Here is a 12466-nt window from a genome sequence, read left to right on the forward strand (position 1 = left end):
TCAGCGATAGGGATCGGCCGCATCGCGCAGGCCGTCGCCGAGGAAGTTGAAGGCGAGGATGATCACGATCACGGGCACGACCGGATAGAGCAGCCACGGGTAGAGCGCCACCACATTGATGTTCTGCGCCTCGTTGAGCATGACGCCCCAGCTGGTGATCGGTGGCCTCAGGCCCAGGCCGAGGAAGGAGAGCGCCGTCTCGCCGAGGATGGTCTTTGGGATGGTGATGGTGGCCGAGGCGATGAGATGGCTCATGAAGCCCGGCACCAGATGCAGGCCGATGATGCGGGCGGGCTTTGCGCCCATCAGCTGGGCGGCAACGACATAGTCTTCCTCGCGCAACGACAGCAGCTTCGAGCGGACCGAGCGGGCGAGCCCCGTCCAGTCCATCAGACCGAGGATGATGGTGATGCCGAAATAGACGACCACGGGGCTCCATGACGGCGGCATGATCGAGGCCAGCGCCAGCCAGAGCGGGATATGCGGCAGCGACTGCACGATCTCGATGATGCGCTGGATGAAGAGATCGACACGGCCGCCGTAATAGCCGGCGATGCCGCCGATGATGACGCCGAGCACGAAGGAGACGGAGACGCCGAGCAGGCCGATCGAGAGCGAGATGCGTCCGCCATAGAGGATGCGCGAGAGCATGTCGCGGCCGAGCCTGTCCGCACCCAGCCAGAAGAAGGTGCCGTCCTTCGGCGGGCAGACCAGACGCCAGTCGCCCGGAATCAAGCCCCAGAATTCGTAGCTGTCGCCGCGGCAGAAGAAGCGCAGCTTCTGCGGCTGCGAGCGGTCGACCTCGTATTCGCGCTTCAGGTTCTCCATGTTGAGCCGCATTGTGTACGGATAGACGAAGGGCCCGATGAAGCTGCCCTCGTGGAAAAGGTGGACGCTCTGGCCCGGCGCGCGGATGAAGTCGGTGTTGCGCGTGGTGTAATGATAGGGCGCGAGGAATTCGGCGAAGGCGGCCATCGCGTAGATCGCGACGATGACGAAGGCGGAGATGACCGCGAGCTTGTGGCGGCGGAACTTCCACCACATCAGCTGCCATTGCGAGGCGAGATAGATCCGCTCCTGCTCCGGCGTCATCGCCTCGGTGGCATAGGGTTCGAAAGGCGCGGTCGTGGCTGCATGCGGCAGCGGCGCGCCGTCGGGCGGGAGCGTGCTGAGCGAGTTGAGCGAGTTCGCCTTCACTTGGTCGCGGTCCCCTGCAGACGGATGCGCGGATCCAGGATGGCGAGCGCGATATCCGAGATCAGCACGCCGATCACGGTCAGGAAGGAGAGGAACATCAGGAAGGAGCCAGCGAGATACATGTCCTGGGCCTGCAGCGCCCGAATCAGCAGCGGGCCGGTGGTCTGCAGGGAGAGCACGATGGCGACGACCTCGGCGCCCGAAACGATCGAAGGCAGGATGTCGCCGATATCCGAGATGAAGAAGTTGAGCGACATGCGCAGCGGGTATTTCCGCAGCGCCTTGCCGGGCGGCAGGCCCTTGGCGCGGGCGGTGACGTAGTACTGCTTCTGGAGTTCGTCGAGCAGATTGGCTCGCAGCGCCCGGATCATGCCGGCGGTGCCGCCGGCGCCGATGATGATGACGGGAATCCAGAGATGCTCCAGCACGGACCGGAGCTTGGCCCAGCTCATCGGCTGGTTGAGATATTGCGGGTCGACGAGGCCGCCAATCGAGGTGCCGAACCAGACATTGGCGAAATACATGAAGACCAGCGCCAGCAGGAAATGCGGCACTGCGAGGCCGATCAGGCCGATGAAGGTCAGCCCGTAATCGCCCCAGCTATATTGGTGCGTGGCCGAATAGATGCCGATCGGGAAGGCGACGATCCAGGTGAAGACGATCGTGGCGAAGGAGACCAGCATGGTCAGCAGCAGACGGTCGCCGACGATCTCCCTGACTGGCCGCTGATATTCGAAGGAATAGCCCATATCGCCCTGGAGCAGGCCCGTGACCCAGCGGAAATAGCGTTCGACCGGCGGCCGGTCGAAGCCGTATTCCTGCTTGAGGAACTCGATGCGGCTCATATCGGCCTTCTCGCCCTGGGCCTGCATTTCGGCCGCGAGAGTCTCGAAATAGTCCCCCTCCGGAAGGTTGATCACGGTGAAGATCAGCGCGCTGGTGACCAGCAGCGTCGGGATCATGATCAGGATGCGCTTGAGGATGTAGCGGAACAGCACGGATCAGCCTTTGGTCTCTTGCCGATCGAACCAGAAGGTGTCGGGCATGTAGCGGCCGATGAAGGCGCCGGGCTCGAAGCTGTAGAGGCCGTTTTCGGGTACGTTGCGCAGGTCGCGGGAGACGACGATCGGCTGCAAGGTGCTGTTGATCACGCCGATGCTGAAAACCTGCTCGGCATTGATGGCCAGCATCTTGCTCCAGATCGCGCGGCGCTGGTTGCGCGTCGAGCTCATGCGCCATTCCTCGTAGAGCCGCACCAGCTCGTTGACCTCCGGCGAGGCCGGTCTTTCGCCCTCGCGTCCGTTGGTCTCGATGAACTGGCCCCAGCGCGGCCACTGGAACTGTGCCGAGGAGGTCGGCGCCAGCGCATCCGGCTCCATGTCGGAGGTGACGAGCGCATTGTCCATGCCGGCCCAGGCCGACATCACGGTCTGCCCCGCGACGATGCGGCGGCGGAAGACATCGCGCTGCGTGGAGCGTGGATAGATCTTGATGCCGACCTTCAAGAAGTCCTGCTTGATCAGGTCGAGGATATCCGTCTCCTCGGTGTTCTCGCCGGCGGTCTCGATGGTGAATTCGAGCCTGCGGCCGTCCGAGAGCAGGCGCACGCCGTCATCGTCGCGCTTGGTCAGGCCGATCTCGTCGAGAAGCCGGTTCGCCAGTGCCGGGTCGTGCTGGACCCAGGGCGAAGCGAAGGCGGGGTCGAAGAGCGGGCTCTCCGGCAGTGCGGTGTTGCCGCTCTCGCGCGCCAACCCGAAGAAGATCACCTTGTTGACGTCGGTGCGGTTGATCGCGACCGAGATCGCCCGGCGGTAGCGTACATCGCGATTGAGGTCGCGCCAGACCGGATCGATGGCGTTCAGGTTCGGCAGCAGGGCGAAATAGGCGCCCTCCGCCCGCTTCCAGAGCCTGACCTCGAAGTTCATCCGCTTCGAGGCCTCCTTCAGGAAGGTGTAGTTGTCGAAGCGGATGTAGCGGGCCTGAAGATCGGCCTCCCCGGCGGCCGCCTTGGCCGGGATCAGCGAGCTCGTGCCGATGGTCAGCGTGACCTGATCGGCATAGGGCAGCTGCCGACCCGTCTCGTCGACGCGGTGGAAGAAGGGATTGCGCTCGAACACGAATTGCTCGGCTGGCAGCGGCGTGGTGTTGCGCCAGGGCTCGAGCGTCGGAAGGCTCGGGTTTTCGGGCCGGTACATGCGCGAGAGGCGTTCGTGCAGCGCGCCCCAGTCGCGGACGCGATTTTCTTTCACCCGCTGGACCAGCTCGTGCTTGGGCGCGTGCTTCTCGTGGAACTGCTTGAGATAGCGCGAGGGCATGAAGATGTAGGTCGGCTGCGCGCCTGCCAATGCCGGCAGGAAGACCGGGTTCGGCATTTCCCAGCTGTAGCGAATCTCGGTCTCGCTCAGCACCTCAAAGAAGGGGAGATTGCCACCGGCGAGCATCGCCTGAGGTGGACCGCCGGGCGAGAGGCGCTTGTTGTTGGCGACATCCTCCCACCAGTAGCGGAAATCCTCGGTGGTGAAGGGAGAGCCGTCGGACCAGCGATGGCCGGCGCGCAGGCGCAGCGTGAAGATGCGGCCATCCTCGACGTCGCAGCTTTCGAGCACGTCCGGCACGAGCTCGAGATTCTCGTCATAGACCATCAGGCGTGTGTAGCCGTAGAGCGTCATCATCCGGATATCGCGCTGATCGCCCATCAGCATCCGGATATTGCCGCCATGACGACCCGGCATGCGGCCGAGCTTGCCGAGATCGATGATGCGAGGCGGGGCTGGCAGGCGGTGCGCCACCGGCGGCAGCGTTCCCGCGGAGACCTTCTCGGCGAAGAAGGGGCTGTCGATCGGCGGAGGCGGCGTCTGCTGTGCACGGGCGCGGCGCGGCAGAGCAGCCCCGGCGAGCGCGGCTGTTCCCAGCAGCAGGGCGCCGCGGCGCGTCGTATGCGGGGAGCGGGAGGTCATGGGACCATCTCCCGGACATCGGCATTGGGCCGCGCAAGGACGTAGTGACCCTCTCCGAGCGGCAAGTGCGTCAAGGCGGAGGCGTCGGAACCGACCTTGAAGGCCTCGCCCCAATGGCTGTCGTCGGAAGCACCGCCCGGCGCCGCGAGCTTGAAGTCGAGCTTGCGATCGAGATCGGGGAAGGGCACCGAGCGCAGCAGCGCCTTGGTGTAGGGGTGGACCGGCTTGGTGAAGAGGGTATGGCGCGGCGCCAGTTCGACGATGCGGCCATTGGCCATCACCGCGATGCGATCCGCCATGTAGTTCACCACGGCGAGGTTGTGCGAGATGAACAGGAAGGTGAGGCCCCGTTCGGCCTGGAGATCCTTCAGCAGGTTGAGGATCTGCGCCTGGACGGAGACATCGAGCGCCGAGACCGGCTCGTCGCAGATGATCAGCTCGGGGTCGAGCGCGAGCGCCCGGGCGATGCCGATGCGCTGGCGCTGGCCGCCCGAGAAGGAGTGCGGATAGCGGTTGAGGAAGCGAACATCGAGCCCGACATCCTGCATCAGCGACCGCACCCGCTCGTCCTGAGCCGCAGAGTCGCCCCGGTCATGGATGGCAAGCGGCTCGCGCAGAATGTTCATCACGGTCATGCGCGGCGAAAGGGACGAGACCGGATCCTGGAAGATCATCTGGATACGCGGGCGGAAGGCGCGCAACGCTTCGCCCTGCAGCCCGAGCACGTCGACCCTTTCATGACCGTCGTCGAAGATCACCTCGCCGGAATCGGCGGTAATGGCCCGCATCACGATCTTGCTGACCGTCGTCTTGCCGCAGCCGCTCTCGCCGACGAGACCGAGGCATTCGCCGCGGCGGATGTCGAAGCCGACATTGTCCACGGCCTTCACGGTGCTCAGCGTGCCCTTGCCGAAGAAGCCGCGGGAACCAGTGACATAGGTCTTGTGCAGGTTGCGGACGCGCAGCAGCGGCGTGTCGACGGCGTCAGGCGGCGGAGCGGGGCGCGGAACTGAGGGGGGCCGGGGCCTTGCCTCCCGGAGCGCAACGAGGCGCTCGCCCTCCTGCATGTCGAAATGCGGCGAAGCGTTGAGCAGCGCCTTGAGATAGGGGTGGAGCGGGCGCCGGAAGATGTCCTCGACCGGACCGTGCTCCATGATCTCGCCGTGGAAGATCACCACTACCTCGTCGGCCATGTTGGCGACGACGCCGAGATCGTGGGTGATGAGCAGGATTGCCATGCCCATCTCGGCCTGCAGATCGCTCATCAGGTCGAGCACCTGCGCCTGGATGGTGACATCGAGCGCCGTGGTCGGCTCGTCGGCGATCAGGAGGGCCGGCTTGCAGATCAAGGCCATGGCGAGCATGGCGCGTTGGCGCAGGCCGCCTGACAGCTCGAAGGGATACAGCCCGTAGGCGCGATGCGGGTTCTTGAAGCCGACGCGTTTGAGCATGGCCTCGATCAGGCCGCGCGCCTCGGCCTTCGGCATCGGCCGATGCAGGAGCAGGGCTTCCTCGATCTGGTTGCCGATGGTGTGGACCGGCGAGAGCGACGACATCGGCTCCTGGAAGATCATGCCGATGCGGCCGCCGCGCAGCGCACGGATCTCCGGACCTTCGGCGGGCAGGGCCGCGATGTCGACCACGGTCTGCGGCGCGAGGGGGTCGCGGAACAGGATCTCGCCGCCGGTCACGGCGCCGGCGCGAGGCAACAGGCCCATGATGGCCTGCGAGATCACCGACTTGCCGGAACCGGACTCGCCCACGAGCGCGACCGTCTTGCCAGCCGGCACACGCAGGCTCGCCCCCTTCACCACCTCGCGGGAAAGGCCGTGAACGGTGAAGCCGATGCGCAGGTCGCTGATGCGCAGGATATCCATGACCCGATCTGACGCCACCCCGGAACCGTCCGCTTTTCACCTGGCGTCACTAGACGTCGAAAGTTCCGTCTTGCCAATGACTTTCGACAAATCGGCTCGTTCGGCCGGACATTGGCCGAGCCGGATGACATCGCTGCAACGCGGCCCTCGGCGGAAATCGCCGTAGCTGACGCTCCAGGGCAGGTGGCCGGGGCACGGTAGGGGCCGAATTTGAAATACTGGCTGGCGTCGAGGGGCCGCTATGGCCGATATGCCCACGGATGGTGGCGATCAGGACGCCGTCGGCCATGATCTCGCTGTGTCCGCCGCCATGGGGGCCTGGCTGCGATTGGATGACGAAATCGATCCAGCCCTTTTGCGCCGGCGGCAGGTCCGCGTGTCGCGTGACCTCGATGTTCGGCGCACAGGCGTTGAAATAGCCCGGATAATTCTGGCGCGTTGAGCCGGCTTCAACGGCGACCAGAGCCCGCGTCTGGTGAACCTTTGGACGGTCGAATACCAGCGCCTCGCCGGGGCGGCAGCCATCCGGGCGTTCCAGGCTCCCGATCGGATAGGAGACGACGCGATCCGTCTCAACCGTGACGCCGAGATGCCCCCCGATAGAGCCGCAGCGTCAGGAAAGGGCGTGTAGTCGCCCTCGGCGGCCGGGCGGATCTCGCGCTTCCATTGGGCGATCACATATCTGCGATCATCCTGCGGCAGCGGATCGTCGAGACGCAGCGCCAGCCCGTACCAGACCGTGCTGCGGTAGGGGGGCAAGCACCTCCGGGCGCTCCCAGACCTGGGCGCGCTCGCCGCCGTCGACCCGGTTGGCGGGCAGGACGCCATGGCCGTCAGGGTCAGCGCGCCGGTGCCGCGAAAGGACGAGGCCGCGCCGAAAACCACCCGGCCGGCGCGTCGCTCGAAGTTCTCCTTGTAGAATAGCCCGCCCCCGGCGGCGAAACCGCCCTGGTCGAAGCCATCATGCAGGAGGAGAGAAGCGTTGTCCGGCGCGACTTCGGCGCAGGCGGTTGCAAGGGGAGCGGTAACGACAATCACGAGAGCTGCACAACCAAGGGCTGCGCGGGCTTCACCTCTCCCCCCGACGCGGCGCGATCCGGCTGCGCCGCCGCTTCAAACTGGTCCGCATTGCACTGCGCCGCAACCTCACCACATATGGTCGTTTTCAGGGGCCTTGCCCCGGCATGACAGCGCCGCTGGCGTTTCGCGACAGGATTGCCCTTTGGAGCCCAACCTCTTCCGTTACATCTGGCAGAAGAGTCGTGGCGAGCAGATCATCGTCCTGCTGATCATCCTTGTCTCGATACCCTTCAACTGGGCCTCGTTCGATGTTCCCAAGCGGATCGTCAACGATGCCATCCAGGGTGGGGCATTCAGGGACGGCAAGACGACCGCTACCTTCATGGAGACCACCCTACATCTCCCGTCCTGGCTGGGGGGTGCGAGCTTCAGGCTGTTCGAAGGGCTTCAGGTCAATCAGGTCGGGCTTCTTCTCGGTCTCTCCAGCTATTTTCTGCTTCTGGTGCTGATCAACGGCGCCTTCAAATACGTCATCAACGTGCGCAAGGGCATCCTCGGCGAGCGCATGCTGCGGCGCATGCGCTACGATCTCTTCAGCCAGCTGATGCGGTTTCGCCCGGAGGAGATCCGGGCGGTCAAGCCGGCCGAAATCGCCAGCATGATCAAGGACGAGGTCGAGCCGGTCGGCGGCTTCGTCGGAGACGCCTTCATCCAGCCGGTCTTCCTGCTGAGCCAGGCCTTGACGGCACTCGTCTTCATCATGGCGCAGAGCTTCTGGCTCGGCTCGATCGCCCTGCTGATCGTGCTGGCGCAGGCGATCATCATCCCGATCCTGCGCCGGGAGCAGCTGAGGCTCGGCCGCGAGCGCCAGATCGCCTCCCGCCAGCTTGCGGGACGGATCGGCGAAATCGTCGATGCCGGGCCGATGATCCAGGGGCATGGCGCCACGAGTTACGTCCAGGCTGATATCGCCGGGCGGCTCGGGCGCCTCTTCGACATCCGCTACGCGCTCTTCAAGCGGAAGTTCGCGGTCAAATTCCTCAACAACCTGCTGGCACAGGTCACGCCGTTCTTCTTCTATGCGATCGGCGGCTATTTCGCGCTGCAGGGACGCCTCGACATCGGCCAGCTCGTGGCGGTGATCGCGGCCTATCGCGACCTGCCTTCGCCGATCAAGGAACTGATCGACTGGGACCAGCAGCGCAACGACGTCACGATCAAATACGAGCAGGTCATTTCCCAGTTCAACAGCGACGACACGCTCGTCCTCGACGAGGCGAATGGCTGCTCGCCCCTGCCGGCCAAGGGAGACATCCGACTCGAGGCCGTGCAGATGCTGGACAATCGCGGGCAGCCGCTGCTGACGCCGCTTTCGTTCAGCCTGCAACGCCCGGGCTGCGTCGCGGTGATCGGACCCCATGGCGGTGGTGGGGAGGTGCTCGGCCGCGTCCTCGGGCGGCAGGCGACCAACTATACGGGCCGGGTCCTCATCGACGGCGAACTGCTCGCGGACATGTCGGTCGAGCGGGCGAGCCATCTGATCGGCTATTCCGGCGACGAGGCGGAGGTCATCGGCGGCACGATGCGGGATAATATCCTGTTGCCGCTGCGGCGGCGGCGACCGGAGATCAAATCCGACGGCCCGGTTTCCCCACAGGAACATCGCCGTTTCGTCGAGGCTGTCCGATCGGGCAATTCGCCGTTTCCGTTCGAGGCGGACTGGACGGATTACGAAGGTGTCGGGGTCGCCGATGCGGCCGAGCTCGCGGCGCGGGTGCGCGAGCTGCTCGACGTGTTCGGCTGCACCCAGGAGGTGTTCGAGCTCGGCCTGGGCGGCAAGGTGATGCCGCCGGTGAGCGAGCAAGCAACCGAACGCATCATCACCGCCCGTCACGTCGTGGCGGCGGAGCTCCAGCGCATCAAGCTTGGTGGGCTGATCGAGCCCTTCGTTCTCGACCGCTACAACCGGAATGCCTCGATCGCTGAAAACCTGATCTTCGGAACACGGACCAGCGCCCGCTTCGACAACACGACTCTGCTCTTCGAACCCTATGCCCATTCGATCCTCAAGGCGGAGGCCCTGGTCGAGCCTCTGACCGAGATGGGGGGGCGGATCGTCGCCACGGTCGTCGAGATCTTTGCCGGCCTGCCGCAGGGGCATGCCCTGTTCGAGCGCTATTCCTTTGGGGACAGTTTCGACTTCGAGCGCCTCAACGAGCTGGCGGACATCCTGGCCAAGCACGATATGCGAAGCCCGCTTGATCAGGAGACGGAGCGTGACCTGGTGGCGCTGGCACTCGGCTATATCGAACCCAAGCACCGCCTGAACCTGATCGACGACCGGCTCGAACGCCGGATCCTCAGGGCGCGCGCAAGCTTCCGCAAGCACCTGCCGGCCGATGCCGCCGGCGATGTGGATTTCTATGCTCCCAACAAGGTCATGCTCGGCGCCAGCGTGCGGGACAACCTGATGTTCGGCCGCATCGGCTACGGCATCCCCGATGCGGGTCGAAAGGTGGCGGAGATCGTGCTCCAGGCGCTCGAGCGTTCGGGGCTGGGAGAGGCGCTTTATCGTCTTGGGCTCGATACCGAGAGCGGCATCCGCGGGCGCTATCTGCCGGCGCGGCTGCTGCACGCCATTCCCCTGGTTCAGGCGCTGGTCAAGGCACCGCAGATCGCTGTTCTCGACGTCTCGGCCCTGCTCGCGATCTCCGACGAGCCGGAGAAGATCGTGGCTCGGCTGCGGAGCTATTGTGCTGGAATGACGCTGTTTCTTCTGCTGGGAGATGCTAGACTCGTCGAGGACATCCCGATGCAGGTCGTTTTCCATGGGGCGACCGGCTCGGTCGAAGCGGATGGGGCGCCCGAGGCAGCGAACGATGCCGGCGATCAGGCGTTACGCTTTGCGGATGCCCAGCGAATGGAGGCACGGTCATGAGTCTGGAAGCCGATATCGGCTGCTTGCGCAGCCTGCCGCTGTTTCGCGACATGCCTGCCTCGCGGCTCAAGCTCGTCGCCCTGATGGGCGAGAGATTGCGCTTCGAGCCGGGCGCTGTCCTGATCGACCAGAAGGACCGGCTGGATGGCGTCTATGTCATCCTCGAAGGTGATGTCGAATTCTCGCAGCCGCGCGAGGATGGCGAGGTGCGACGGTTCCAGAAGGATGCCGGCAGCATTACCGGCGACGTGTCGTTGCTCAGCGGCCGGCCGTTCATCGGCACGGTCAGCGCGAAGACGCCGGTGCTGGCGCTGAGAATTCCGAAGGATCTGTTCTTCGAACTGCTTCAGACCGTGCCGGAGTTCAGCCTCGCGGTCTGTCGCGATCTGGCTGAGCGTGTTCACCGTCTTGCAAGTGTTCTGCTCCGCGAGCACGAAACCGTTTGATGAGGTCGAGCATCGTATGAATCGGCCACAAGCCGCCGGCACGCAGCGCACGGGGATGGCGCGTAGCGGTATGGGCGCGAGCATGGATCAGGTGTCGTCCTGGAGCCGCGACATTCGTCTCGTCTCGGGCCTGATCCTGCTGACCTTCGCGACGACGCATTTCCTCAACCATGCCGTCGGCATCTTCGGGGTCGATGCCATGGAGCGCGTCCAGGACTGGCGCTACAATGTCTGGCATTCCCAGATCGGGACGATCGTGCTCTACGGCGCGCTCGTCATCCATCCGGTGTTCGCGTTGCTGCGCGTGGTCCAGCGGCGCACCTTCAAGATGCCGCTGCGCGAGATGCTGCAGATCGCATTGGGCCTCGCGATTCCGCTTCTGCTCGTCGATCACATCGTCAGCACGCGCGTGGTGGGGCATTATTTCGGCGTCGACGAGACCTATCATGCCGTGCTGCGGAGGCTGTGGCCGGACCGTGCCCTGCTGCAGTCGCTGCTGCTGCTGCTGGTTTGGACGCATGGCATCATCGGTATCCATTTCGTGCTGCGCTCGCGCGATGCCTACCGCTATTGGCGCGATCCGTTCCTGCTCGTCTCGATCCTGATCCCGCTGCTTGCGCTCATCGGCTTCACGGTCGCTGCGCGCGAGGCCGGGCACATGGCGCTGCCGCCGGAGCTCGTCAGCGATGCGCAGCGGGCGATGTTCGATCGGGACGTGATGTGGGCGAAGGGCGCGTTCTACGGGCTGGTCGGCGCCTTCGTTCTGTTCGTCGGCATCCGGGAGGTCCGGGTCCGGACCCGGCGTCAGATCACGGTACGCTTCGTCGGCCACGGCACGCGCCGCGTGGCGCCGGGGCCGACGGTGCTCGAGATGTTCCGACGCTTCGGCATTCCGCACGCAGCGCTCTGCGGCGGGCGGGCGCGCTGCGCCACTTGCCGCGTGCTGGTGATGGACGGCATCGACAAGCTGCCATCACCGGGGCCGAACGAGGCCAAATTGCTGCGGCGCATTTCTGCGCCTGAAGGTGTCCGGCTCGCCTGCCAGATCAGGCCGCATGACGACCTGCAAGTACAGATCCTGCTCGCCTCGCGCCTGAACGTCGCCGGGGCGCGCACGCTGCAGCCCGATGATGCCATCAACAAGCGCGGCCTGACGGTGATGGTCGCCGATCTGCGCGCCTTCTCGGCGCTCTCGGAGCGGCAGCTGCCGCGCGAGTTGATCGGCCTGCTCAACCGCTTCTTCGACGAGATGGGCCAGGCGATCACGGCCCATGACGGGCGCATCGACGCCTTCTACGGCGATGGATTCATGGCCGTGTTCGGCCTCGAAGGCTCGCAGGCGCGCGGGGCGCAGGCGGCAATCAGCGCCGCGGCCGACATCGTCCGGGCGGTCGAGGCGCTCAACCGCGAGTTCGGAGCGGCGCTGCCTCTGCCGCTCAGGATCGGGATCGGTATCCATACCGGCGATGCCATCACCGGCGCCGTCGAGAACGACAATCTCGGCCGGCGCGAGATTACGGTCGGCGAAACAGTGATGATCGCGAGCCAGCTCGAAGCGGCGACGCGCCGGGTGCTGGCCGATGTCGTGGTCTCGGAAGACACGATTCGCACGACTGGCCGCAGCTATGCCGGAACGGTGCCGCTCAAGATTGCGATCAAGGGGCGCGAGAAGCCGCTCACGGCCTATGGCTTCGCAAGTGCGCCGGAAATTGCCCGCCGCAAGCGCGATGATGCCGCAATGGCGGCGAGGCCGATGCCGGCTGCTGCGCCGGAGGAAGCATCGGGCGAGGCGGCCGAGCCCGCGGTGGAATCGGCATCCGGGACGGAAGAGGCGAACCGGCGCGATTGAGCCGGCACGCGAGGCTGGCCTTTGCTGCAACGGCTGCCGAGAGGCTGTTATGAACCATGGGGGCGATTTGACGCAGGCGCTTTTGCGCGAATGCAAGGAGTTCGAGGACGCAAACCTTCCGGTTTGCTACGAAGAACGACACGGCATTCGCGCAAAAGCGCCGCGCCCTGCGGGTGAGGTGA

The 12466-nt window shown here is 65.3% G+C and carries 8 protein-coding genes; 4 read left to right on the forward strand and 4 right to left on the reverse strand.

The window, feature by feature from the left end:
- The 4 genes from FQV39_RS24270 to FQV39_RS24285 are packed head-to-tail and all read right to left on the reverse strand — an operon-like array spanning position 1 to position 6031.
- On the reverse strand, positions 1 to 1197 hold the full coding sequence (locus FQV39_RS24270) for an ABC transporter permease (RefSeq protein ID WP_248313127.1): 1197 nt from the start codon (positions 1195 to 1197) through the stop codon (positions 1 to 3).
- Positions 1194 to 2192: an ABC transporter permease gene (locus tag FQV39_RS24275; RefSeq protein WP_149134018.1), complete on the reverse strand. Its 999-nt coding sequence runs from the start codon at positions 2190 to 2192 to the stop codon at positions 1194 to 1196. Before FQV39_RS24275 ends, FQV39_RS24270 begins: the two co-directional genes overlap by 4 nt.
- A 6-nt stretch (positions 2193 to 2198) precedes the next feature.
- Positions 2199 to 4154: an ABC transporter substrate-binding protein gene (locus tag FQV39_RS24280; RefSeq protein WP_149132627.1), complete on the reverse strand. Its 1956-nt coding sequence runs from the start codon at positions 4152 to 4154 to the stop codon at positions 2199 to 2201.
- Entirely contained in the window at positions 4151 to 6031 is a 1881-nt protein-coding gene (locus tag FQV39_RS24285; protein WP_149132628.1) for an ABC transporter ATP-binding protein, read from the reverse strand. Before FQV39_RS24285 ends, FQV39_RS24280 begins: the two co-directional genes overlap by 4 nt.
- A gap of 241 nt (positions 6032 to 6272) precedes the next feature.
- On the opposite strand from FQV39_RS24285, the gene FQV39_RS33860 reads away from it, so the two are divergent.
- From FQV39_RS33860 to FQV39_RS24305, 4 genes are all read left to right on the forward strand, one after another.
- The gene (locus FQV39_RS33860) at positions 6273 to 6473 is read left to right on the forward strand and encodes a hypothetical protein (RefSeq protein ID WP_248313128.1); all 201 of its coding nucleotides are present in this window, start codon (positions 6273 to 6275) and stop codon (positions 6471 to 6473) included.
- Between the two features lie 780 nt (positions 6474 to 7253).
- Positions 7254 to 9989: an ABC transporter transmembrane domain-containing protein gene (locus tag FQV39_RS24295; RefSeq protein WP_149132630.1), complete on the forward strand. Its 2736-nt coding sequence runs from the start codon at positions 7254 to 7256 to the stop codon at positions 9987 to 9989.
- Positions 9986 to 10435: a Crp/Fnr family transcriptional regulator gene (locus FQV39_RS24300; RefSeq protein WP_149132631.1), complete on the forward strand. Its 450-nt coding sequence runs from the start codon at positions 9986 to 9988 to the stop codon at positions 10433 to 10435. Before FQV39_RS24295 ends, FQV39_RS24300 begins: the two co-directional genes overlap by 4 nt.
- 16 nt (positions 10436 to 10451) lie before the next feature.
- Positions 10452 to 12284, forward strand: a complete 1833-nt coding sequence (locus FQV39_RS24305) for an adenylate/guanylate cyclase domain-containing protein (protein ID WP_149132632.1) — start codon at positions 10452 to 10454, stop codon at positions 12282 to 12284.
- Positions 12285 to 12466: the final 182 nt, after the last annotated feature.

This window comes from Bosea sp. F3-2 (assembly GCF_008253865.1).
GTDB lineage: Bacteria > Pseudomonadota > Alphaproteobacteria > Rhizobiales > Beijerinckiaceae > Allobosea.

Coding starts and splice junctions, on each gene's coding strand:
- FQV39_RS24285 (WP_149132628.1), bottom strand. CDS start 6,031: ATGGATATCCTGCGCATCAGCGACCTGCGCATCGGCTTCACCGTTCAC.
- FQV39_RS24300 (WP_149132631.1), top strand. CDS start 9,986: ATGAGTCTGGAAGCCGATATCGGCTGCTTGCGCAGCCTGCCGCTGTTT.
- FQV39_RS24305 (WP_149132632.1), top strand. CDS start 10,452: ATGAATCGGCCACAAGCCGCCGGCACGCAGCGCACGGGGATGGCGCGT.
- FQV39_RS33860 (WP_248313128.1), top strand. CDS start 6,273: ATGGCCGATATGCCCACGGATGGTGGCGATCAGGACGCCGTCGGCCAT.
- FQV39_RS24280 (WP_149132627.1), bottom strand. CDS start 4,154: ATGACCTCCCGCTCCCCGCATACGACGCGCCGCGGCGCCCTGCTGCTG.